We start from the raw sequence: 24150 nt of genomic DNA, 5'->3' as shown, positions 1-24150 counted from the left end.
GTTGATTTAATTGCAAGACCTATTTGTAAATTCCTAGATTTGCGCCATCAAAAAAAAGTATAAAATGAAGGTTTGCATTGCCGAAAAACCAAGTGTCGCCCGTGAAATTGCAGCTGTTTTGGGTGCCAATACCAAGCACGATGGCTATTTTGAAGGCAATGGCTATGCGGTTACCTACACCTTTGGGCATTTGTGTACCCTGAAAGAACCGAACGATTACAAACCGCACTGGAAAAGCTGGGATTTGAATAATTTGCCCATGTTACCAGAGAAATTTGAGACGAAAATAGTGGCGAATTCGGGGATTCAAAAACAATTTAAAATCATTAAGAATTTGTTTGACCAAGCAGAATTGGTTATCAATTGTGGCGATGCTGGGCAAGAGGGAGAATTGATTCAACGTTGGGTAATGACCGAGGCCAATTACAAAGGCAAAGTGCAACGCCTATGGATTTCATCCTTAACGACCGAAGCCATAAAAGAGGGTTTCCAGAATCTAAAACCAGCTTCCAACTACGATAATTTATACTACGCCGGATTTTCAAGAGCCATTGGCGATTGGCTTTTGGGTATGAACGCTACACGCTTGTACACTGTAAAACACGGCGGATACAAACAAGTCCTTTCAATTGGTCGAGTACAAACTCCAACCTTAGCAATGGTAGTGGACCGTTTTAAGGAAATCGAAAATTTTAAACCACAACCTTATTGGGAATTGCAAACCTTGTACAGAGATACACTGTTTAGCTACGAAGAAGGTCGCTTTTTAAATAAAGAAGATGGAGAACTGTTAGCCAATAAAGTCAAAGAAAGCGAATTCGAAATTGTCTCAATCGACAAAAAAAACGGAAATGAATACGCTCCAAAACTGTTTGACTTAACGGGTTTGCAGGTTTATTGCAATACAAAATTTGGTTTTTCGGCAGACGAGACATTAAAAATTGTTCAAACATTGTACGAACAAAAAGTGGTCACCTACCCTAGAGTTGATACCACTTTTTTGCCGAGCGATATTTACCCTAAAGTACAAGGGATATTGCAAAAATTAACCAATTATGCGGCGTTGACGCAACCGCTTTTGGAGAAAAAAATAAAAAAATCGCCTAAGGTTTTCAACGATAAAAAAGTAACCGATCACCATGCAATAATTCCAACTGGAGTACAAAACAATTTGCAATACAATCAACAACAGGTTTATGACATTATCACCAAACGTTTTATTGCTGTATTTTATGATGATTGTTTGGTCGCCAATACCACTGTTGTAGGCAAAGCTGCCAAAGTGTTGTTTAAAGCTACTGGTAAAGAAATTTTGAAAAAAGGTTTTCGTGTAGTTTTCGAAGCTTCGACTGCGCTCAGCTCAAATGCCAAGGAAAAAGAAGCTGATATTTTACCCAGTTTTATTGTTGGCGAAAAAGGACCACACCAACCCTCCTTTTTAGAAAAAGAAACCAAAGCACCCAACCAATTTACCGAAGCTACTTTGTTACGCGCCATGGAAACGGCAGGTAAACAAGTTGACGATGAAGACTTGCGCGAATTGATGAAAGAAAATGGAATTGGTAGACCGTCAACACGAGCGAATATTATTGAAACACTTTTTAGGAGACAATACATCGTTCGAAATAAAAAACAAGTTTTACCCACTACGACCGGAATTCAATTAATTGATACGATTCAAAACGAGTTGGTGAAATCAGCAGAGTTAACCGGAACTTGGGAAAAACAACTGAAAGATATTGAAAAAGGAACTTTTACAGCTGGCTCGTTCATCAAAAACATGAAACTGATGGTGGCCACTTTGGTTGATGAAGTGCGCAGCGAAAGCAGGCGCGCCAACATTTCGCACGTTGCAGCTAGCCCAAAAGTAGTTGCAAAAACAGAAAAAAAGAAAGCCGCAGGAATTTTAGCCGAAACCTGTCCGAAATGTAAAACAGGAACCTTACTGAAAGGAAAAGCTGCTTACGGTTGTACCAATTATAAAACGGGTTGCAATTTCAAATTGCCATTTGTTTTCAGTGATAAAAAAATATCCGAAAATCAATTTATAAGATTACTTCAAAAAGGATCAACGGTGAACTTGAAGGATTTTAAAACCGAAACTGGAACAGTTGAAGGACTGCTGCGTTTTGACGAAAATTTCCAACTTATTCTAGAACCCAAAAAAACAGTAGCGAAAGCCGTTCCTGACAAATTAGCATGTCCGAAATGCAAAAAAGGAACCGTATTAAAAGGAAAAACAGCTTACGGTTGCAGCCATTACAAATCCGGATGTACCTTTAAAGTAACTTTTGAACAGGTTCGAGCGCAATTGCAGGAGCAAAAACCAACAAAAGAATTGGTGTATGCTATTTTGAAATCGAGTGTTTAAAAGCATAAATTTATTTCAAACCACATAAGGAATATGAGTTAATTGAAGTTGGTTTAAGAGAAAAAAGACTTGAGTGAGAAATTTTTGATAGATGCATTCGTAGTTCAATTAAGGTTCAGTTTTTGAAGTTTAATTAAATTTCAATCTCAAAATATCCCAGCTGCTTTGGTCAAATTCCAATCAATGTAAAACTTGATTATTTTTCAAGAATTCAAACTTTAAAAAAACCAAACCAATACCTTTTTTTTATACTTTAGCTTGTTAAAAATAACCTTCTAATTTTAAGCTTATGTTTCAGAAAACAACCTCGTTACTACTTCTGCTTGCTTTGGTTGCTTGTAAAAATCAAGAAACAACCGAGAAAGAAAAAATAAAAGCGGCCACTTGGCTTTTAGGAAATTGGGAAAGCAAATCAGCTGAAGGAAGTTTAAAAGAAAATTGGAAGCAAGAAAACGATAGTACCTTTTCGGCTACCTCTTATTTTATCAATACCAAAGATACCGTTCATTTCGAGACTATTCGTTTGCAACAAGTAGGAGAACAACTGACCTACACTGCAACTATCAAAGGACAACACAATGACAAGCCGGTAGCTTTTACTTTGTTTTCTCAAACCGATAAGCAAGTCGTTTTTGAAAACCAAAAAAACGATTATCCACAAAAAATCACCTACACCAAAGTAACTGCTGATAGTATTGTAGCTCAAATTTCGGGGGAACTGCAAGGAAAACCAAGCTCAGAACAATTTGGATTAAAAAAAATCAAGTAAACTTGTAAAAAAGTTACATAAATGAAACTCGCTCTATTTAGCGGGTTTTTTTATGTCAAAAATCAAACAAATTGGCATCCTTTCATTTTCAAAACCGTCTACCCTACTGAAACTTTCTAAGCAACTTTCTAAGCAACTTTCTAAGCATTCTTCTAATTAACATTAAAAGGGTAATAATCATTTTCTCCAAAAAAGAAAATAGAAGATCTATATGATTACCACAATGCCATTAAACCATTTTCATTATTGAACATCAAATTAGCAAAAATATAACCCTGATTTACGGAACTCTTAAATCTAAAAATAAATTAAAAGCGTTAAAAAAATGTGATAATTGCCCAAATATGTGCTAGAGATATTATTTTAATTTTTACATTTGCATTATTTTTATTTAATCTAAATAATTAAAAATATAACAGATTTATCCTATACAACACAGACCACTAATTATGAAAAAAAATCTCATACTAGCACTGACCCTTTGCGCCACCGCATGGATGACCGCACAACAAAAAAACAGTCTTTTGGAGCAAGCTTTCTGGAAAACCGCTCCAGATGTAGCCACTGTACAAGCTGAAATTGCAAAAGGAAATAATCCAGCAGCATCTACTTCAAACGCATTTGATGCAACCGTAATGGCCATCAACAATGATGCGCCATTAGCTACTATTCAATTCTTGATAGACCAACCCGGAAATGAAGTGACTAAAATTACGCATGACAGCCGTATTTACCTGCATTGGGCCGCCAACAAAGGAAATGTACCATTAGTTGAATACCTCATCAAAAAAGGATCAGACATCAATCTCGAAGACAGCAAAAGCGAAACACCTTTAACATTCGCAGCCATCGGTGGACAAAGTAATCCAGCACTTTATGAAGCTTTTTTTAAAGCCGGTGCCGACCCAAAGAAAAAATACAAAGACGGAGTGACACTGTTACTCATGTCGATTGCTACTGATAAAAACTTAAGTCTTGCCACTTATTTAACCTCAAAAGGATTGTCGTTAAAAGACACTGATACCGCAGGAAACACCGCATTTGACTATGCTGCCAAATCAGGCAATACTGCTCTTTTACAATCTCTTATAGACAAAGGCGTAAAATACAGCGACAATGCTTTATTGTTTGCCGCACAAGGTACACGTCGCGAAACTACTTCGCTAGAGACTTTTAAATACTTAGTCGAAACTCTAAAAATAAAAGCCACAGCTACAAATAAATCAGGCGAAAATGTGTTGCATTATTTGGCCAATAAACCCAATCAAACTGCTATCATTAACTACTTTCTTTCGCAAGGAGTCGATGCCAATGCAGCAACTATTGAAGGCACCACACCGTTAATGATTGCCGCAACTGCTCGTGATAACTCCGCTTTAGACTTATTTTTAGGAGTGACCAAAAATAGCAATGCTAAAAACAACAAAGGCGAGTCGGCGCTGACCATGGCAGTAAAATCGGGAACTCCCGAGGCAATTACCGCACTTTTAAACAAAGGTGCTGACGTTAATTTACTTGATAAGGACAGTAATAATTTGGGATTCTATCTCGTACAATCCTACCGACCTGCCCCTCGAGGCGCCACTACTGCTGATCCTTTTGAAGTGAAAATTAAACTTTTACAAGACAAAGGTTTAAATTTAGCTACTCCCCAAAAAGATGGCAACACTTTATTGCATTTTGCCGTAATCAAAAATGACCTTTCTTTGTTGCAAAAATTAGCAGCTTTAAACATCGATCCTAATGCCAAAAACAAAGACGGCTTAACTGCATTACACAAAGCAGCTCTTATTGCCAAAGACGATACGATCTTAAAATACCTTATTTCTATCGGTGCCAAAAAAGACATTTTAACTGACTTTGACGAAAGTCCGTATGCACTAGCACAAGAAAACGAGTCGTTAATTCAAAACAAAATTTCTTTAGACTTTTTAAAATAAAAAATAGCATCAACACATGAAATCAATCTTAAAAATCAGCCTTTCCATTGCCTTTTTATTCCTAGTATCTGCCTCGGCTACAGCCCAAACAAGCAAATACAAATGCATGTTGCAAATGTCTAACTACATGGGCGAGGGAGCATATATTGTAGTTTCTTTGGTCAATGCCAAAGGCGAATACGTAAAAACTTTATACGTAATGGGAGACGATAAAAAATGGTACAAAACCATCAAAGAATGGCATAAATTTTATTCAAAAAAACCGGAGAACATCAGTGCTAAAACGGGCGCATCGGTAACGGGAGGCGATCGTAGCATTACCACCATCGAAATCGAAGATGCTAAAATCAACAAAGGCTTTAAACTGCGTTTTGAAACATCGGTAGAAGATCAAAAATACCACACTGCCGATCTTGAAATTCCTTTAACAACCGAGGGAATTGCCGCAAAAACCGAAGGTAAAAACTACATTCGCTACGTGCGTTTGAACAAAATTTAAAAAACAAAACAACGTTTTTTTTGGGGCGTGACCCTCTCTTAAAAAAGTCGGGTCGGGTCTTCCGTTCCCGCTTTTTTTATAAAGGCAAAAAAAGCCTTTATAAAAAAGAGCTCCACTGCAACCCCTCACGCAAAACCACCTGAAGCACACATCTGCCTTGGTCAAGCAGTAACTTTTTAATATCCCGCTCCTTTTCTCAAACCGAATTTTGGAGTCCTGAAAAATACCTTTTCAACATGACACTTTCTTTTTGGCGTTACGCACACTTAACTTTAGCCATTTTTTCTGCTGCATTCTTAGTATTAGCATCGGTTACGGGAGTAATCCTTGCCGTTGATGCCATTCAAGAAAAAACTCCGCCATACAAAGTCGCCAATTTTGATACCATCAGGCTTGACCAGACCTTGCCTGTTTTACGAAAAACCTATCCTGAAATTACTGAACTCACCGTAAATCACAATCAATTTGTAAGCCTACAAGGTATCGATCAAAAAGGCAATGATGTAAATGCGTATGTTGATGCAAAAACAGCCAAAATTTTAGGAACACCAGAGCAAAAAAGTGAATTCTTACAATGGACAACCGCCTTGCATCGCTCGCTTTTTCTAAAAGAAACGGGACGATTTATTGTAGGTTTTGTTTCGTTTTTATTGCTTTTGATTGCTATTTCAGGTTTTGCCTTATTACTCAACCGCCAAAAAGGAATCAAAGCGTTGTACTCCAAAATCATAAAGGAGAATTTTGCGCAATATTATCATGTGTATTTAGGTCGCTTGTCATTGCTTCCCATAATTTTATTATCCGTTTCGGGCACATATTTGACTTTAGAAAAATTTAATTTTTTCCTAGAAAAAAAGGCTAGTGAACCAATCAATCAAACCGTTTCTGCTGCAAGAGCGAATACCAATTTCTTTTCGACAACTCTTTTAAGCGAGGTCAAAAAAATTGAGTTCCCATTCTCTGACGATGCTGAAGATTTTTACATGATCACGCTACACGATCGCGAAATTGAAGTGAACCAAAAAACGGGTGCCATCATGACCGAAACTCTTTTTCCGTTGCAAACCATTGCAACCGAATGGAATTTAGATTTACATACGGGCCGCACGAGTATTTTATGGGCAATAGTTTTGGCTCTAGCAAGCATCAATATTTTATTTTTCATTTACTCTGGTTTTGCCATGACGCTCAAACGTAGAGCGAGCCGAATCAAAAACACGTTCAAAGCTGCCGAAAGTGAATTTATTTTACTAGTAGGATCAGAAAACGGAAGTACGCTTGCATTTGCAAATGCTATTCAGAAACAATTAATAGCGCAAGGCAAAAAAGTATTTTTGGGCGAACTGAATTCGTACACAAACTACCCAAAAGCGAAACAACTGATTGTTTTTACTTCAACCCATGGTTTAGGCGATGCACCTGCGAATGCCAGTAACTTTTTAACTCGTTTACAAAAAACAACCCAACAGCAACCCATTCAGTTTTCGGTAGTAGGATTTGGATCGCTAGCGTATCCTGATTTTTGCGCCTTTGCCAATGATGTTGATCAAGCTTTGGCTCAGCAAAAATGGGCGAATCGTGTATTGGAAATGCAAACTGTAAACGACAAATCGGCTACCGAATTTGTTGCATGGATTAACTCATGGAACGCCCAAACTGGCGTAAACCTCGCTACTACTCCATCGCTTTACAATGAAGTACCAAAAGGCCTTGAAAAAATAAAGGTACTCGACAAAACGTTAATTTCAGATACCGAACATACTTTTCTGTTGACATTACAAACCGGTACTTTTTCTAAATACACCTCAGGCGATTTACTCGCTGTGTACCCGGCAAATGATAATCAAGAGCGTCTCTACTCTATCGGAAAAGTGAACGGGAAAATGCAATTGGTTGTCAAACTACATCCCTCAGGTTTGGGGTCGAACTACTTATATGATTTAGAGAAAGGAAGTGTTTTTAAAGGGAGGATCATTACTAACAAATCGTTTCACTTACCCGCAAAAGCAACTCAAGTCGCCATGATTTCTAATGGAACGGGTATTGCTCCATTTCTGGGTATGATTTCACAAAATCAAAACAAAACTGCAACACACTTGTATTGTGGTTTTCGTCAGCAAACCGCAACGGTGATGGGTTACCAACAATTTGCCAACGACATGCTAGCTAAACAACAATTGAACAGTTTTCATTTGGCACTATCTCGTGAAGACAAGCAAGAATATGTGATGGATTTGATTCAGCGCGACGCCTTGTTTTTTGGAAAACTATTGCAAGATGGCGGTACTGTTTTGATTTGTGGGTCGCTCGCGATGCAAAAAGACGTTGAAAAAGTACTTGATACGATTTGTTTACAGCAATCAAACAAGAATATTGCTTTTTATAAAGAAAACGGACAAATACTCACTGATTGTTATTAAAAGGCTGAACTGCGTTTTTAAAACTCATATCGTTGGTGGCACTTTATCCGCGTGAGTGATGGCAGTGGAGCTCTTTTTTAGCCTGCCCTTTTTTCGGGCAGGCTAAAAAAAGCGGGAGCGTACAGCACGACCCGAAGTTTTTACGGAGGGGCACGCCCAAATAATTCTATACTCGAAAAATTCCTTTTTTGAAAACGGACTGCAAATAGTACCTTTACCTTTTACAATTGAAACTGAACCGCATGACTGAAAAAAGTAGTGTTCCCTTAAAAGAAATTGCAGGCCTTTTTTTGAAATTGGGCACTATTGGTTTTGGCGGTCCCGCAGCACATATTGCGATGATGCAGGACGAGGTGGTTGCAAAACGAAAATGGTTCAGCGAGCAACATTTTTTAGACTTGATAGGCGCTACCAACTTGATTCCCGGTCCAAATAGCACCGAAATAGCCATACACATTGGGTATGAAAAAGGCGGCTGGAAAGGATTATTGGTCGCCGGACTTTGCTTTATTTCGCCAGCCGTTTTGATTACTGCTTTTTTGGCTTGGAGTTACAAAGAATACGGACAAACTCCGGCTGTACAACCTTTTTTGTACGGAATTAAACCCGCGATTATTGCCATAATTATTGCAGCGGTTTTTCCGTTGGCCAAAAAATCATTGAAAACGGTGACCTTAGCCCTCATTGGCTTGCTGGTTTTAGTAGGTTCCTTGTTGCATTATTATGAAATTTACTTGTTATTTGGTGCAGGTTTTGTGGGTCTTTTTTTGAAGTATTGGAACTCGAATGGAGCCTTTAAAAGTAATTGTATGCTACCTTTAGTTGCGTTACCCACAAGCACGGGAACACTTTTGGCTAGCAGTAATGCAAAGTTGTTTTGGATTTTTTTAAAAATTGGCGCTATACTGTACGGTAGCGGCTATGTTTTATTTGCTTTTTTGGATACGGAGTTAGTTGCTACGGGACTTTTAACACGCCAACAATTAATTGATGCTATTGCTATTGGGCAATTTACGCCCGGACCCGTTTTCTCATCGGTAACGTTTATTGGCTATCAAATAAACGATTGGTCTGGCGCACTTGTTGCTACTGTCGGTATTTTTTTGCCTTCGTTTGTATTTGTTGCATTGCTCAATCCGTTGGTCAACAAAATGCGAAACTCAATACTTTTTGGTGCTTTTCTGGATGCTGTAAATGTAGCTTCGGTTGCTATTATTGTGTCGGTTTGCTTTTCAATGGGAACAGAAAGCATCCTAGATTGGAAAACACTTTTGATTGCAGTGTTGAGTATACTCATTCTGTTTATTTACAAAAAACTAAACAGTGCCTTAGTTGTTGTTGGAAGTTCACTTTTGGGATATTTACTTAGCTTAGTCTAGTCAGAAAATTTTGAACAGCATGTCTCGCTTAATAGTTCTGGGATATAGATAAATTATGAAAACAAAATCGATTACTACTTTTTTCCTTTTGATAGCGCTTGTTGTGCATTGTACTGCTGGCGCTCAAGTGTTGCGTAAACGAACCACTTTATTGATGGGCGGCCGTTTTGACATTACAATTGTAGCGCAAGATTCGCTTACCGCAGAAAAAAATATTGATGTTGTTATTGGAGAAATTAGCCGAATTGAAAATTTGATTTCAGACTGGAAGTCAGACTCCCAAATATCAGAGGTGAATCGTAATGCCGGTGTTCAACCTGTGAAAGTAGATCGGGAAGTTTTTGAATTAACGCAGCGCGCGATACGGTTTTCTGAAGTTACAAACGGCGGTTTTGATATCAGCTTTGCCGCAATGGACAGAATTTGGAAATTTGATGGTTCGATGACTGAAATGCCTACTGCAGAAGCTATCAAAAAATCAGTTGAAAAAGTAGGCTACAAAAACATTGTTTTGGATAGCGCGAATGCAACCATTTTTTTGAAACTGAAAGGTATGAAAATTGGTTTTGGCGCTCTCGGCGAAGGCTACGCAACGGATAGATGTCGCCAAATGATGCGCGATAAAGGCATTGAAGCCGGAATCATAAACGGCTCTGGTGACATGAGTACTTGGGGCAAACAACCCAATGGCAAAGCTTGGAATATAGGCATTACGAATCCTTTTCGTCCTGAAAAATTATTGGCTGTAGTGCCTTTAACACAAGAAGCTGTAACCACATCGGGCAGTTATGAAAAATTTGTAGTTTTGAATGGCAAACGTTATTCGCACATTATCAATCCCGCAACAGGCTACCCCGCAACAGGCTTATGCAGCGTTACTGTTTTTGGTCCTGATGCCGAAACGGCGAATGGTTTGAGCACCTCGCTGATGGTTTTAGGCCCGGAAACAGGACTGCAATTACTGCATCATTTCCCAGATTACAGCTGTATCATGATTACCGATACTGGTAAAATCATTCGATCAAAAAACTTCCGAATCAAAAAATTCAAAAATAAAGTTAAGTAAACACCTCTTCTCAGTTAATGGCACATGATTTCTTATAAATGCCTTCGCCTACTTATATAGCACTTCCTTATTAGCCACTAATTGTAGCGACTTAAAATAACAATGACCTTCTGTTACGAGTTAATTTCATTTTATTCGTCAATCCTTCTTTTTTTAACACTATTTTACTTAAATTAAAATTTCGTGATGATCATGTTAATAAATAAGAATGATTATAAATAACATCAAAACAAGAGCTTAGCTTTTCTTTGAAATTATTATTCATATTTAATCTAAATAAGTTTTGTTAATCCAAAAGAGGACTCTATCTTTGCGCTGTTATTTTTAATTATTCTAAATAAACAGTTATGAAATACCTATTATTTGCAGCCTCAACATTACTTTTTAGTACAAACATTTTCGCTCAAGAGCGCATCAGTGCTGCAAACAGCGACCATCAAGACACTTCTTTTGCACAAGCATTACAAGACACCATAAAAAATAAAAAAGGTGAAATATTAAAAGAAGTAATCGTCACTAACAACAGAGAGAAGAAACCAGTATCGGTGTTGCGTTCGGGTTTAAAACCGATGGACACCCCACAAAGTATTCAAGTTGTTGGGTCTGAAATCATCACACAACAACAAGCTATTCGGTTAAGTGAGGTTATTAAAAACGTCAATGGCGTTTATGTTGGTTCAGCAAGAGGCGGCGCTCAGGAATCATTTTTTTCGAGAGGATATGACATGTCTGCCAACAATATGTTTAAAAATGGGTTTCGTTTTAATAGCGGATCTATCCCTGAAGTTTCGTCTTTGGAAAAAGTTGAAGTCTTAAAAGGAAGTGCCGCTTTACTTTACGGAAATGTGGCGCCTGGGGGAATTTTAAACATGGTTACCAAAACTCCATCTTTCACAAAAGGAGGTGAAATTTCAATGCAAATGGGTAGTTATTCTTTTTATAAACCATCCATTGATGTTTATGGGCCATTAAATGACATTATTGCTTACCGCTTTACTGGTTCTTATGAAAACTCTGAAAGTTTTAGAGATAATGTAACCAAAGAGCGCTACTACATTAATCCTTCTTTTTTGTTTCAAGTAAATGATAAAACAGAGATTGTTCTACAGGGAGATTATTTAAAAGACTATTGGACACCCGATTTTGGAACGGGAATAATCGGAAAAAAAATTTTAGACCTTCCTAGAAACCTATATTTAGGCGCAATTTGGTCTAATGGTGAAACTAATCAAGCTACTGTTTCAGGTTTGGTTACACATAATTTTAATAAAGACTGGAAATTAAATTTTAATACTTCTTTTCAAAATTTTGAAAGAACTTCTAAAGGTACCGAACGAGTGCAACCAGCTGCAAATGGCGATTGGAAACGACCTTTGGGTCAGAACAAAAACTTAGAACAAATAATAGGCGAACAACTGAGTGTGCAGGGAAATTTTAAAACAGGTCAAATTAAACATCAATTGTTTACAGGTGTAGATATGGAAAATTCCTTTTCGCAAGCATATACCTTTACGTTTACACCTTCAACCTACGGTAGTGGAAACCTATTTGATTTTGAAAATTTTGATCAAGGCGGAGCAATCCCAAATGGCACAAATACCCGAATTGTAAAAACAAATACGAACCGTTTTGGTATCTATGCACAAGATTTAATTTCACTTACTGAAAAATTTAAAGTTCTGGCAGGAATTCGTTGGTCTTGGCAAGAAGCACAGGTAGAAACTACAGATTTGACTAAAAAAACAATCATTAAAGATAAAAAGCGAAAAGACCTTGCCTTCACTCCAAAACTTGGGTTAGTTTATCAACCTACAAAGGATATGTCTGTATTTGCCAGTTACTCCAACTCTTTTACACCAAATACAGGAACAACAGTGGACTTGAAAGCAATAGAACCTTCCATAATTGATCAATATGAATTTGGCGTGAAAAAAGATTTTTGGAAAGGAGTATTGAGTACAAATGTTACCTTGTACCAAATTACAAATAGTAATTTAGCACAAACAGCTGAATTTAAAGCTGATGGATCCCCTAATACAGATAGCTCAATAAAAGTATTAAGTGGAGAAACAAACAGCAAAGGTGTAGAACTAGATATTATTGCAAAACCAATTGTGGGACTAAACATTATTGCCGGATATAGTTACAATGATATGCGTTTTACAAAAACTTCTGGTTTAAAAGGGAGTTTTATTGAAGGGGATCGATTGGCTAGAACTCCAGCAAATACGGCCAATTTAAGCTTTTTCTATACTTTACAATCTGGAACACTTAAAGGAGTTTCGCTGGGAGCTTTAGGAAATTATATCGGAAAAAGAGTTGGTGGATGGAACAATCAAGTGGATCCTGCGTTGCCTAATGGTATATTTGACAGAGAAATTCCTTTAGAGGGCTATACTACAATTGACCTATCAGTTGGTTATGAATGGAAAAAAATTGCTATCCTTTGCAAATTATCTAACATCACGAATGAATTGAATTATACCGTACACGAAAATTACAGTGTAAACCCGATTGCTCCGAGACAAATCATGACAAGTTTGCGATATAAGTTTTAGTCCTATTTCAAAAAAAACAAGCCCCAAAATACATTTATTTTGGGGCTTGTTTTTTTATAATAATAAATTAATGCATTTCAATTCCGTTAACTTCCAATAGATCGTTCAACAAAACATTAACATGAGGTTCGTATTTTTCTACCCCACTTTGGTACCACTCTGCAATTAAACCCAATTGATGAGCTGTATAGCCTTCGTCATCGATTGGTAACCCGAGCAAACCTGCTATTAAAAAATCTTCAAGTATTTTATCAGTAACTATTCTTTCAGGAATACCTTTGCTAATACAACCATTTAGACGTTCGTACTCCATGCGCCCTGCGATAAATCCAGCAATAACTGCCTCATTTTTCATGGCATCATTAAACTCTAAATAAGGATCCAAACCAATTGCAAGTCCTCTGTAATAATTTTGCCTGTATACATCATTTATTATCCTTTTCATAGAAATATCATTTGTGGTATTTGAAATTCTATACAAACCTACTTATATTGCATCTCCAAAAAAACTATAATCGTTGAACGGGCTATTTAATCTGTTAATTACAAGGCGCTTGCCGTTAATCGGTACTTTTAAAATGTTAAAACATATTTGGCACAGCAACTGTTCTAAGCTTTCCTTTGCTAATGTGGCATACCAAAATAGATTTATTTTCTTTATACTGATAATCAAACTACTTTTAAAAAAAATCCCACTTTAGAAAAGATTCTAAAATGGGATTGCAATAATTTATTTTACTATTATTTATTGTAAACCAGCTAAGCTATTTTTCAGCGTGTCGATTTTTGCTAATGCATCAGCTTCTTTTTGTTTTTCGTTAGCCAAAACTTTTTCTGGTGCACCAGAAACAAATTTCTCATTTGCTAATTTACTTTGAACCGACTTTAAAAAACCTTCCGTATAACTCAATTCGGAAGTAAGTTTTGTAATCTCAGCAGCAACATCAATATTACCAGTGATTGGGATAAAATATTCATTTGATTTAACTCTAAAAGAAAGTGCTCCATCTACTTTATCAGAAACATATTCTAAGTTGCTAATGTTCCCTAATTTAGACACAACAGCATCAAAATAAGCTGACGACTTATCATTGTTCACAATCTTTAATTCGATGGTATCTTTGAACGGTATATTTTTGTCTTTACGAATTGTTCTAATTCCAGAAATCACTTCTATTGTTGCATCAAAATCAGCAATCAAACTCGCATTAAACGGTTTCATTTCTGGCCAAGTAGCAACAATTAAAGCTTCATCGGTTGTACGTTCTGCAATAAACTGCCAAATTTCCTCAGTTAAAAATGGCATAAACGGATGCAATAATTTCAAATTGTTCTCAAGCATTTCTATTGCTTTCGCAAAAGTTACACTGTCAATTGGTTGTTGGTAACCCGGTTTGATCATTTCAAGGAACCAAGAACAGAAATCATCCCAAACTAGTTTATAAATAGCCATTAAGGCATCAGAAATTCTATATTTTTCGAAGTTATCTTCAATCTCTGCTAATGTTTGTTGCAATTTAGCTTCGTACCATTCGATTGCTACTTTAGAAGATTCAGGTTGTGGAATAGCCTCTGAAACTTCCCAGCCTTTGATCAACTTAAAAGCATTCCAAATTTTATTGGTAAACGCCTTGCCTTGGTTACACAACTCCTCATCAAACATAATATCGTTTCCAGCAGAAGCACTCAAAAGCAAGCCAACGCGAACTCCATCTGCCCCGAATTTATCAATTAAATCTAACGGATCTGGTGAATTCCCTAACGATTTAGACATTTTGCGACGTTGCTTATCACGCACCAATCCCGTTAAATACACATTTGTAAATGGCTTTTTATCAGTATATTCATAGCCTGCAATAATCATTCGAGCCACCCAGAAAAACAAAATATCTGGACCTGTTACCAAATCATTTGTTGGATAGTAATATTTAAAATCAGCACTTTCAGGATCCATAATTCCTCCAAAAACTGACATTGGCCACAGCCATGAAGAGAACCAAGTGTCTAATGCATCCACATCCTGTTTTAAATCTGAAGTTGAAAGTTGTGAGTTGTTGGTTCTTTTTTTAGCTAAAACTAAAGCTTCATCAATAGATTCAGCAACTACAAAATCTTCTTTTCCATCACCATAAAAATAGGCCGGAATTTGTTGTCCCCACCATAACTGACGGGAGATGTTCCAATCTCTTATATTGTTTAACCAATGTGCGTAGGTATTATTGAAACGAGCTGGGTGCAATTTAATATCACCATCTTCAAGAACAGATTTGATAGCCGGTTTTACCAACTCCTCCATTTTAAGAAACCATTGGTCTGATAAACGAGGTTCAATAACTGCTTTGGTTCTTTCAGATGTTCCTACTTTATTTAAGTGCGACTCTGTTTTTAACAAAGCACCCATTTTTTCTAACTCGATTGCAATTTCGGCGCGAACCACAAAACGATCTTTCCCTTGGTAATGCAATCCGAAAGAATTAAGAGAGGCATCTTCATTAAGAATATCGATAATTTCTAAATTGTGTTTTTCACCCAAAGTTTTATCGTTCATATCGTGAGCAGGCGTTACTTTTAAGCAACCTGTTCCAAACTCCATGTCTACGTACTCATCTTCAATGATTGGAATTACTCGACCACAAATTGGCACAATAGCTTTTTTGCCCCGTAAATGGGCAAAACGTTCATCATTAGGATTAATACAAATTGCAGTATCTCCAAAAATTGTTTCAGGTCGTGTGGTAGCAATCGTTAAAAAGTCTTCGGTGCCTTCGATTTTGTATTTTAGAAAGAACAGTTTTCCCTGTTGTTCTTCGTAAATTACTTCTTCGTCAGAAAGTGTAGTTTTGGCCTCTGGATCCCAATTCACCATTCTATACCCTCTGTAAATCATCCCTTTATTGTACAAATCAACAAATGAACGTATTACAGATGCCGACATATCTGGATCCATCGTAAACTTTGTACGTTCCCAATCGCAAGAAGCACCTAGTTTTTTGAGTTGCTCTAGAATTACGCCACCGTATTTATCTGTCCATTCCCACGCGTGCGCCAAGAACTCTTCACGAGTTAAATCGTTTTTATTAATTCCTTCGGCTTTTAGCTTAGCAACAACTTTTGCTTCGGTAGCAATTGAGGCGTGATCCGTACCCGGAACCCAACATGCATTAAATCCTTTTAATCGAGCACGTCGAATTAAAACATCTTGAATGGTATTGTTTAACATGTGTCCCATGTGCAAAACTCCAGTCACATTAGGCGGTGGAATTACAATTGTATATGGTGTTCTGTGATCTGGCTCCGAATGAAAATAATTATTTTTCATCCAGTAGTCATACCACTTATTCTCAATAGTTTTCGCGTCAAATTGGGCAGGAATTGTCATAAAAAGCAACTGTTAAAACCAAAAATAAGATTTGGTCTGATATTTGTAAATCTAATATTAAACAAAAGTAAATAATAAAGTACACTATAAAAAGCGAAATAAAAATTTGTACGTTATTTAAAAGAAAGTAACTTTACTAACCGAATTTAATCCTTTGATAATGAAAAAAAGTATCGCCTTATTAGCATTTGCCTTAATCAGCACAATTGGTTTTGCGCAAAATGGTCCAAAGATCGAATTTTCGGCAAAGAATAACACCATTGATTACGGGCGCGTGAAAAGTACCGACAACAGTAGCAGAGATTTTATTTTTACCAATACAGGAAACGCTCCTTTATTGATTACCAACGTACTTTCTACCTGCGGCTGTACGATTCCGACAAAACCTGATGCGCCAATAATGCCTGGAAAAACAGGAAAAATAACCGTAAAATACAATATGGCAATAGGACCAATTAGAAAAACGTTAACTGTAGAATCGAATGCGATTAATTATGAAAGTGGTCGTGTAGCTCTTAAGATTCGAGGTGAAGTCGTAGAAAATTAAATTTTAAAACTATGTCAACTAACATTTTTTGATTTAAAGAAATGTTAGTTTTTTTTATAACTTATTCTCCAACTGAAAGGAGAATGTTAATAATTGACTTTTCCTTTCTATTTCTAAAGTAATCCATTTATCCTCCTCTGATTTGAAAAGTTGGTTTATCTGCTCCAATGAATATTGATAGGGCATTCTATTGTTAATTCGAACTAAGATATCACCTTTTTGCAACCCAGCTAATGCTGCGGGAGAACCTTGTCGAATATGCGCAATATCGTACACTGGTTTTAACTTGAACTTGTATTTAAAATCATTTCTATAAACCGATTGACCGCCCGATGCATTGAAACCTGATTGCGGGACAGTTTCCATTTGTACTGTTTCTTGTACCCATTGTAAACCGTGATGCTGGATTTCAATTCCGCTTTTATTGTAGGAGAACGGCTCGTAATAGGCTTTGCTTTTGCGCAAAAACATTTGCTGCGAAGAGTAATCGAATAAAACCTTGAAGCGTTTCATAATCTCACCTCCTACTGACCCCATTCGATCAGGAACCATTGTCACATTTTTGATCGAAATTGAATCGGGAAAAGCACTAATAACTTCATCAAAGGTAAAGTCGGCCAATTTAAACTTTTTTACCTTTGCTCTTTGACCTTCAATATCTCCACTAAATCCGCGACCCAAAAAATCATTAAAGTTTTTTTTAGGAACATTTACCAAAGGATCACGATTATGAAAAAGCCAAACTGCATCACTATTACCAATATCAACCAATAACTTTACTGGAATATCTTGCTTTTCAAGATCTACTTTAGCAATTACATAAGGCTTGTTACCTTCTATCTGTAATGGTACTACTGAAGATTTATGAGTGTATTTTTTTCTGTTTTGAGGTGTGTCTTTCAAGACAACAATCTTTTTTCGTCGGTAATCCAAGTGAATCAAATTATTTTTAAAAAAATGATATCCAATGATTCCATTAACAGGAATCCCAATATGTGAGGACAAATTAAAATCAGGATCTAGTACGATATAAAGAAAATGTCCGCGGTATTGCAAATTGCCAAATTCTAAGAGATTATTAGTCGATTTGAGTCCTTCTACAGTATCTTGACTTCCTAAACCTTTAAGCATTACTTTTTGTGCATTAAAAAAACGCACTTCTTTTTTTTCCTCAAGGCTAAACAAAATAGTCTCAGAAACCCCAGTATCAAGTAAAAAATTCAATTCGACACCATTAACTTTGATTGGTACAAAGACTAAATTATTAATCAACTGAAAAGGAACAGTTACTTTTGTTTCACCCTTTTTAAATTCAAATCCGGGTTGCGCAACCAACATTTGGTTACAGAACGTAAATAAAAGGACCAGAAAACATTTTTTCATAAATTAACTTTCCCTTAAAATTACAAAATAAAAGGATGAGAAATACAGATTTAACAATTGATAGAGCATTTAATTGGATTTAATTCGGAAAAAAAATCGCAAATTTGCAATTCAACAAAAAAAGACTATGCCAACAATATCAAAAAAAGGCACGCAAATGCCTGAATCTCCTATTCGAAAATTAGTTCCTTTTGCTGAAATTGCGAAGAAAAAAGGAAACAAAGTATTTCATTTAAACATTGGTCAACCGGACATAAAAACTCCTGAAGTTGCCATGGAAGCGGTAAAAAATATCGACTTGACTATTTTAGAATACAGTCATTCTGCTGGTAACGAAAGTTACAGAACTAAATTGAGCGCCTCTTATATCAAACAAGGTGTTTCAGTAAATAAAGAAGACATCATCATTACAACTGGTGGATCAGAAGCTTTGTTATTTGCTATTGGTAGCACGATGGATCAAGGTGATGAAATTATCATTCCAGAGCCATTTTACGCGAATTATAACGGATTTTCAACGGCATCAGGAGTTAAAGTTGTACCCGTAATTTCAACGATAGATACCGGATTTTCTTTGCCAGCTGTAGCTGATTTTGAAAAATTGATCACTCCTAAAACCAAAGCAATTTTGATTTGTAATCCAGGAAATCCAACGGGTTATTTGTATTCAAAGGAAGAAATTATGCAATTGGCGGAGTTGGTTCAAAAACACGATTTGTTTTTGATTTCTGACGAAGTTTACCGTGAATTTACCTATGATGGTGATGTGCATTACTCAGTAATGAATATCCCTGGATTAGAGCAACACGCTATTATGATTGATTCTGTGTCAAAAAGATACAGCATGTGTGGCGCACGAATTGGTGCCATGGTTTCAAAAAACAAAGAAGTAATGAACGCGGCCATGAAATTTGCACAGGCAAGATTGAGTCCGCCAACAATTGAACAAATTGCAGCCGAAGCCGCTTTAGATACACCACAAAGCTATTTTGACGAGGTTATTGCCGAGTACAGAGAGCGTCGTGATACATTAATTGAAGAATTAAGCCAAATTGAAGGGGTAATTATCAGCAAACCAAAAGGCGCATTTTACTGTATTGCACAATTGCCAATTGACAATGCAGATGCTTTTGCACAATGGCTACTTGAAAGTTACGACCTAAACGGAGAAACTGTTATGGTTGCTCCTGCCGCTGGATTTTATTCAACTCCAGGCGTAGGTTTGAATCAAGTTCGAATTGCCTATGTTTTGAAAAAGGACGATTTAATAAGTGCGGTTCGTATTTTAAAAGCAGCAATTCCTGCCTACCAAGCTCTGGCACAAAAAGGATAAATAGTTAAAAACTAATGATATCAAAAAGGCAATAGCAACACGCTATTGCCTTTTTTTGTTTTACACCCAAAAAATACTACAGTTACAAAGCGATAAAGAAGTCTTAAATAGTGTACGCTATAGAAATTCTTAAATTTTTATTATTTATCTTTACCGCTCAAATAAATACACCCACTATAATAGTTGCATTTAATGATAAAAAACGAAGAATTTCAAGACGAAATAGGCGATAATCACGTAAGCTTATCAGCTAAAAACCCAATAAGAGAAGATGCTTTTGCACTTTCTGACGATGATAAAATTGAAAAGATTAAAAAAGATGTCGAAAACATTCTGCAAACTTTAGGAATGGATTTGACAGATGATAGTTTAAAAGGTACGCCTAATCGCGTAGCAAAGATGTTTGTAAAGGAAATTTTTGGAGGTTTAAATCCAAATAAAAAACCAAAAGCATCTACTTTTGACAACAACTACAAATACGGTGAAATGCTGGTAGAAAAAAACATTATTGTTTACTCTACTTGTGAGCATCATTTACTTCCAATTATCGGTAGAGCTCACGTAGCATACATATCTAATGGTACTGTAATTGGATTATCTAAAATGAATCGTATTGTTGAATATTACGCAAAAAGACCACAAGTTCAAGAGCGTTTAACTATGCAAATTGTACAAGAGTTGCAACAAGCTTTAGGTACAGAAGATGTTGCTTGTGTGATTGATGCTAAACACTTATGTGTAAACTCAAGAGGAATTAGTGATATCGAAAGTAGCACAGTAACCTCTGAATTTGGTGGGAAATTTAAAGATACGGTAACGCGTAGAGAATTTTTAGATTACATCAAATTAGAAACAAAATTCTAAATTAGTAAGGTCGTAATTAGACTACTAAACCATAGCCCTGATTGCAGTGGAAATCCTTTATATTTTTTCTTAAAAATATAAAGATTGGAACGAAAAGCAGGAAACAGCTCCTAAAAAAAACAAAATGCCTTTATACGAAACGCAAGCTATTAAAATATACAATTCTCTTTCAGGAGAAAAAGAAACATTTACACCTATCACCGAAGGAAATGTAGGAATGTATGTGTGCGGTCCTACGGTGTACAGCAATGTGCATTTAGGAAACGTGCGTACCTTTATGTCGTTTGATATCATTTTTAGGTATTTTCAGCATTTAGAGTACAAAGTGCGCTATGTTCGAAATATTACAGATGTTGGTCATATTGTTGATGATGTGGATGAAGGCGAAGATAAAATTGCCAAAAAAGCTCGTCTGGAACAATTGGAACCGATGGAAGTAGTGCAACGCTATACCGTGGACTTTCATGATATTTTAAGCGCTTTTAACTTTTTGCCCCCGAGTATTGAGCCAACAGCGACTGGACATATTATTGAGCAAATTGAAATTATCAAAACTATTATTGCTAATGGCATTGGATATGTAGCTAACGGATCGGTTTACTTTGATGTTGTAAAATTCAATGAAACCAATCATTACGGAAAGTTAAGCGGTCGAAATATTGAAGACATGCTAGCCAATACGCGCGATCTTGACGGACAAAGCGACAAACGCAACCCGCAAGATTTTGCACTTTGGAAAAAAGCAGAGCCACAACACATCATGAGGTGGCCTTCGCCATGGAGTGATGGTTTTCCGGGTTGGCACCTTGAATGTACTGCTATGAGTACTAAATATTTGGGAAATCATTTTGACATACACGGTGGTGGAATGGATTTAAAATTCCCTCATCATGAATGCGAAATTGCTCAAAACGAAGCTTGTACTGGACAAACGCCCGTGAATTATTGGATGCATGCCAACATGCTTACGTTGAATGGTAAAAAAATGGCCAAATCAACTGGAAATAATATTTTGCCAAGAGAAATTTTGACTGGCGAAAATACAATTTTAAGTAAAGCATTCTCAGCAGCGGTAGCACGCTTTTTTATGTTACAAGCGCATTACCGTAGTATTTTAGATTTCTCAGATGATGCCATTGTTGCGGCTGAAAAAGGATACAAAAGATTAATGGAAGCCATGAGTGCATTAGCGACACTTTCTGCAGGCAATACAAGTTCATTAGCTATTGCTGAATGGAAACAATCGTGCTACGATGCAATGAATGACGACTTTAATACGCCTATTTTAATCGCACATTTGTTTGAAGGGGTTCGCTTTATCAATTTATTGAAAGATGGTAAAGAAACTTTAAACACGGCTGATTTAGAAACTTTGAAGCAAACTATGAATGCCTTCGTATACGATGTGCTTGGTTTAGAGGATGAAAAAGTTTCGGATAGCAATAATGATAAGTTAGAAGGTACTATTGCACTACTAATTGAAATGCGCAAGCAAGCCAGAGAAAATAAAAACTTTGCGCTGTCAGATCAAATTAGAGATCAATTATTGGCTTTAGGAATTCAGTTGAAAGACGGGAAAGAGGGAACAACGTTTAGCATTTAAAGGAATTGCTTTTATTTGCTAAAGCGCTACAATCAAAAGAAAGGATCACTATGGTATCTAAAATATTGATTTTACCATTTGTATTATTGGTGCGATTTTATCAAACCGCGATATCTCCTTTTACACCTGCTGCTTGTCGTTTTGAACCTACATGCAGTTCGTATATGATTCAATCTTTGCAAAAACACGGTTTGTTTTTTGGTGGTTTTTTAGGATTAAAACGAATTTTACGCTGCAATCCTTGGGGACCAACAGGCTATGATCCTGTTCCTGAAAGCCAACCAAAAAAATAAAAAGAATAATAGCTAACAAATAAACTCTATTTAACAGAATACAAAAACACTATGACACACGCTTTAACCATTGTTTGGAATCCTTCAGAGGGAATCGATTTAGGATTTTTCACCATACGCTTTTACAGCTTAATGTTTGTAATTGCATTTGGTTTAGGTTGGTACATCATGAAACATATCTTTGTTCGTGAAGGAGAATCAATTGAAAAACTAGATTCACTTTTCATCTGGACAGTACTTGCTACTTTGGTTGGAGCACGTTTGGGTCATGTGTTTTTTTATGATTGGGAATACTACCGCAACCATTTACCTGAAATTATATTACCGTTCCGCTTAAGTCCAAGTTTTGAGTTTACGGGCTACCAAGGATTAGCGAGTCACGGCGCGGCGATTTCCATCATAATAGCCATGTATTTTTATAGCAAAAATATTTTGAAGCGACCACAACTTTGGATTTTGGATCGCGTTGTTATTCCAGTGGCTAGTGGTGCTATCTTTGTACGTTTGGGTAACTTTTTTAACTCTGAAATTATTGGTAATGCTACTGATTCTGCATTCGGAATAAAATTCATAAAAGACCATTTTAGTCCACAAGACGCGGTTACTAACACACAAATAGCCAATCCTAAAGAGGCGTACACCGCTATTGCTACCGACCCAAAGTTTGCAAATTTATTAGAGCAAGTACCAAGTAGTCACCCTACACAACTTTATGAAGCATTTAGCTACATATTTGTATTTGCCATTTTATTTTTCTTGTATTGGAAAACAGACAAACGCAAATACACTGGATATTTATTCGGAATGTTTTTGGTATTATTGTTCTCGGTACGTTTCGTGGTGGAGTCGGTAAAAGAAAGTCAAGGTGGATTTGAAAGTGCTCTAGGCTTATTTTCAACAGGACAGTGGTTAAGTATTCCTTTTGTACTGATCGGTTTGTATTTTATAATCACCGCTCAAAGAGAATTAAAATAAATTACGAAAAAAAAATAAAGCGCTAATCCCTCACAAAAGGATTAGCGCTTTTTTTTGATTACAATTGAAAAGCACAACTCACCTCTATATTTTTGATGTTATAGCCCGCATTTGAAGCACCAAGACCAGCATTTGACTGATGTTGTACACTTGGTCGGAGATCAACAGTAACGGACTTTATTTTATACGAAAACCCTATTGCCAAAACATCAGAGAAAGCGAAACCTTTGGAGAGGCGTTCCGTTTGAGTGTCCGTATACATCGGGCCCACGCTCAACAAGATATAACAACTTGCCACAGTTGAAAATTGTTTCCTGAGCAATCCGCCTACATTTAAAATATAACTTTTTACTGTCCTATTTTGACTGTAAAGCGCACGTAAATCTTCATAATTGGCTGTGTCAGGCTTGACAAAAAAGCTATTCAACATTTGATGTTTAGCGTTATTAAATTCGGGTTGAATTAATAACTCCAGTCCGATAGATTTTTTCCTCATAAGCGGATACAGTGACTCCACCTTTAAAAACTCAGCGCTATGGCTGTAATTCCGATTTTTAAACTCAGAACCTGTACCAACAGCAAACCCAATTGAAGTGGGACGAAAAGCTGATTGACTTCGACCAACCGAACTAAAGAGAAAGCAAATGCAAGTCGCAAGCGCAATTCTGTATAATCTATAAACTTTCATGGTATATACTAAAATTTAAATGTAGTAAAATTAAAACCAAAGCATAAAAAAAGGTTCAACTTTCGTTGAACCTTTTTATTATA

18 protein-coding genes are annotated in these 24150 nt (G+C 36.5%); 14 read left to right on the top strand and 4 right to left on the bottom strand.

The genetic code is table 11. The features are described from left to right. Nucleotides 1-64 precede the first annotated feature (64 nt). The 8 genes from ACXX8U_RS03055 (at nt 65) to ACXX8U_RS03020 (ending at nt 13002) form a co-directional block, all read left to right on the top strand. A complete protein-coding gene (locus ACXX8U_RS03055; protein ID WP_458564557.1) occupies nt 65-2371 on the top strand; it encodes a type IA DNA topoisomerase in 2307 nt (768 codons plus the stop codon). A 289-nt stretch (nt 2372-2660) separates the two neighbouring features. Beyond that, nucleotides 2661-3140 carry a DUF6265 family protein gene (locus ACXX8U_RS03050; RefSeq protein ID WP_458564556.1) on the top strand — a complete coding sequence of 160 codons (480 nt, stop codon included), beginning with the start codon at nt 2661-2663 and terminating at the stop codon, nt 3138-3140. 449 nt (nt 3141-3589) lie between these two features. After that, nucleotides 3590-5080: an ankyrin repeat domain-containing protein gene (locus tag ACXX8U_RS03045; protein ID WP_458564555.1), complete on the top strand. Its 1491-nt coding sequence runs from the start codon at nt 3590-3592 to the stop codon at nt 5078-5080. A gap of 16 nt (nt 5081-5096) precedes the next feature. After that, the gene (locus ACXX8U_RS03040; RefSeq protein ID WP_210788713.1) at nt 5097-5579 is read left to right on the top strand and encodes a DUF2271 domain-containing protein; all 483 of its coding nucleotides are present in this window, start codon (nt 5097-5099) and stop codon (nt 5577-5579) included. Between the two features lie 236 nt (nt 5580-5815). After that, a complete protein-coding gene (locus tag ACXX8U_RS03035; RefSeq protein WP_458564554.1) occupies nt 5816-7999 on the top strand; it encodes a PepSY domain-containing protein in 2184 nt (727 codons plus the stop codon). Nucleotides 8000-8241: 242 nt separating this feature from the next. Continuing rightward, on the top strand, nt 8242-9378 hold the full coding sequence (chrA, locus tag ACXX8U_RS03030) for a chromate efflux transporter (protein ID WP_458564553.1): 1137 nt from the start codon (nt 8242-8244) through the stop codon (nt 9376-9378). Nucleotides 9379-9433: 55 nt separating this feature from the next. Further along, nucleotides 9434-10444 carry an FAD:protein FMN transferase gene (locus tag ACXX8U_RS03025; RefSeq protein ID WP_458564552.1) on the top strand — a complete coding sequence of 337 codons (1011 nt, stop codon included), beginning with the start codon at nt 9434-9436 and terminating at the stop codon, nt 10442-10444. 347 nt (nt 10445-10791) lie between these two features. Next, complete coding sequence (locus ACXX8U_RS03020; RefSeq protein ID WP_458564551.1) at nt 10792-13002, top strand: TonB-dependent siderophore receptor; 2211 nt, start codon at nt 10792-10794, stop codon at nt 13000-13002. Between the two features lie 67 nt (nt 13003-13069). Here the strand turns inward: ACXX8U_RS03020 and ACXX8U_RS03015 are convergent, their stop codons facing one another. Both ACXX8U_RS03015 and ACXX8U_RS03010 read right to left on the bottom strand, forming a co-directional pair. Then, nucleotides 13070-13447: a hypothetical protein gene (locus ACXX8U_RS03015; RefSeq protein ID WP_210788718.1), complete on the bottom strand. Its 378-nt coding sequence runs from the start codon at nt 13445-13447 to the stop codon at nt 13070-13072. A 300-nt stretch (nt 13448-13747) separates the two neighbouring features. Next, nucleotides 13748-16381, bottom strand: coding sequence for a valine--tRNA ligase (locus ACXX8U_RS03010; RefSeq protein ID WP_458564550.1), 2634 nt, complete (start codon nt 16379-16381; stop codon nt 13748-13750). A 160-nt stretch (nt 16382-16541) separates the two neighbouring features. Between ACXX8U_RS03010 and ACXX8U_RS03005 the strand changes: the two genes are divergently transcribed. Then, nucleotides 16542-16928, top strand: a complete 387-nt coding sequence (locus tag ACXX8U_RS03005; RefSeq protein WP_458564549.1) for a DUF1573 domain-containing protein — start codon at nt 16542-16544, stop codon at nt 16926-16928. A 54-nt stretch (nt 16929-16982) separates the two neighbouring features. Here the strand turns inward: ACXX8U_RS03005 and ACXX8U_RS03000 are convergent, their stop codons facing one another. Next, the gene (locus ACXX8U_RS03000) at nt 16983-18266 is read right to left on the bottom strand and encodes a PDZ domain-containing protein (protein ID WP_458564548.1); all 1284 of its coding nucleotides are present in this window, start codon (nt 18264-18266) and stop codon (nt 16983-16985) included. 172 nt (nt 18267-18438) lie between these two features. Between ACXX8U_RS03000 and ACXX8U_RS02995 the strand changes: the two genes are divergently transcribed. The 5 genes from ACXX8U_RS02995 to lgt all read left to right on the top strand — a co-directional run bounded on the left by ACXX8U_RS02995 (nt 18439) and on the right by lgt (nt 23379). Further along, a complete protein-coding gene (locus ACXX8U_RS02995; protein ID WP_458564547.1) occupies nt 18439-19644 on the top strand; it encodes a pyridoxal phosphate-dependent aminotransferase in 1206 nt (401 codons plus the stop codon). Nucleotides 19645-19836: 192 nt separating this feature from the next. Continuing rightward, nucleotides 19837-20508: a GTP cyclohydrolase I FolE gene (folE, locus tag ACXX8U_RS02990; RefSeq protein ID WP_166136754.1), complete on the top strand. Its 672-nt coding sequence runs from the start codon at nt 19837-19839 to the stop codon at nt 20506-20508. Between the two features lie 124 nt (nt 20509-20632). After that, on the top strand, nt 20633-22111 hold the full coding sequence (gene cysS, locus ACXX8U_RS02985; protein ID WP_458564546.1) for a cysteine--tRNA ligase: 1479 nt from the start codon (nt 20633-20635) through the stop codon (nt 22109-22111). 50 nt (nt 22112-22161) lie between these two features. Next, nucleotides 22162-22404 carry a membrane protein insertion efficiency factor YidD gene (yidD, locus tag ACXX8U_RS02980; protein WP_458564545.1) on the top strand — a complete coding sequence of 81 codons (243 nt, stop codon included), beginning with the start codon at nt 22162-22164 and terminating at the stop codon, nt 22402-22404. Between the two features lie 51 nt (nt 22405-22455). After that, on the top strand, nt 22456-23379 hold the full coding sequence (lgt, locus tag ACXX8U_RS02975) for a prolipoprotein diacylglyceryl transferase (RefSeq protein ID WP_458564544.1): 924 nt from the start codon (nt 22456-22458) through the stop codon (nt 23377-23379). A 58-nt stretch (nt 23380-23437) separates the two neighbouring features. Here lgt and ACXX8U_RS02970 read toward each other — a convergent pair whose 3' ends face one another. Continuing rightward, nucleotides 23438-23875, bottom strand: coding sequence for an acyloxyacyl hydrolase (locus tag ACXX8U_RS02970; RefSeq protein ID WP_458564543.1), 438 nt, complete (start codon nt 23873-23875; stop codon nt 23438-23440). Nucleotides 23876-24150: the final 275 nt, after the last annotated feature.

Source organism: Flavobacterium sp. GNP001 (assembly GCF_054343775.1).
This window is presented reverse-complemented; position numbering and strand designations above follow the sequence as displayed.

What these genes read in the sequence shown, in the direction of transcription:
- ACXX8U_RS03025 (WP_458564552.1), top strand. Translation starts at nt 9,434, where the DNA reads ATGAAAACAAAATCGATTACTACTTTTTTCCTTTTGATAGCGCTTGTT.
- ACXX8U_RS03050 (WP_458564556.1), top strand. Translation starts at nt 2,661, where the DNA reads ATGTTTCAGAAAACAACCTCGTTACTACTTCTGCTTGCTTTGGTTGCT.
- ACXX8U_RS03040 (WP_210788713.1), top strand. Translation starts at nt 5,097, where the DNA reads ATGAAATCAATCTTAAAAATCAGCCTTTCCATTGCCTTTTTATTCCTA.
- ACXX8U_RS03035 (WP_458564554.1), top strand. Translation starts at nt 5,816, where the DNA reads ATGACACTTTCTTTTTGGCGTTACGCACACTTAACTTTAGCCATTTTT.
- ACXX8U_RS03045 (WP_458564555.1), top strand. Translation starts at nt 3,590, where the DNA reads ATGAAAAAAAATCTCATACTAGCACTGACCCTTTGCGCCACCGCATGG.
- lgt (WP_458564544.1), top strand. Translation starts at nt 22,456, where the DNA reads ATGACACACGCTTTAACCATTGTTTGGAATCCTTCAGAGGGAATCGAT.
- ACXX8U_RS03005 (WP_458564549.1), top strand. Translation starts at nt 16,542, where the DNA reads ATGAAAAAAAGTATCGCCTTATTAGCATTTGCCTTAATCAGCACAATT.
- cysS (WP_458564546.1), top strand. Translation starts at nt 20,633, where the DNA reads ATGCCTTTATACGAAACGCAAGCTATTAAAATATACAATTCTCTTTCA.
- ACXX8U_RS03020 (WP_458564551.1), top strand. Translation starts at nt 10,792, where the DNA reads ATGAAATACCTATTATTTGCAGCCTCAACATTACTTTTTAGTACAAAC.
- ACXX8U_RS03000 (WP_458564548.1), bottom strand. Translation starts at nt 18,266, where the DNA reads ATGTTGGTTGCGCAACCCGGATTTGAATTTAAAAAGGGTGAAACAAAA.
- ACXX8U_RS03055 (WP_458564557.1), top strand. Translation starts at nt 65, where the DNA reads ATGAAGGTTTGCATTGCCGAAAAACCAAGTGTCGCCCGTGAAATTGCA.
- ACXX8U_RS03015 (WP_210788718.1), bottom strand. Translation starts at nt 13,447, where the DNA reads ATGAAAAGGATAATAAATGATGTATACAGGCAAAATTATTACAGAGGA.
- chrA (WP_458564553.1), top strand. Translation starts at nt 8,242, where the DNA reads ATGACTGAAAAAAGTAGTGTTCCCTTAAAAGAAATTGCAGGCCTTTTT.
- ACXX8U_RS03010 (WP_458564550.1), bottom strand. Translation starts at nt 16,381, where the DNA reads ATGACAATTCCTGCCCAATTTGACGCGAAAACTATTGAGAATAAGTGG.
- ACXX8U_RS02970 (WP_458564543.1), bottom strand. Translation starts at nt 23,875, where the DNA reads ATGAGGAAAAAATCTATCGGACTGGAGTTATTAATTCAACCCGAATTT.
- yidD (WP_458564545.1), top strand. Translation starts at nt 22,162, where the DNA reads ATGGTATCTAAAATATTGATTTTACCATTTGTATTATTGGTGCGATTT.
- ACXX8U_RS02995 (WP_458564547.1), top strand. Translation starts at nt 18,439, where the DNA reads ATGCCAACAATATCAAAAAAAGGCACGCAAATGCCTGAATCTCCTATT.
- folE (WP_166136754.1), top strand. Translation starts at nt 19,837, where the DNA reads ATGATAAAAAACGAAGAATTTCAAGACGAAATAGGCGATAATCACGTA.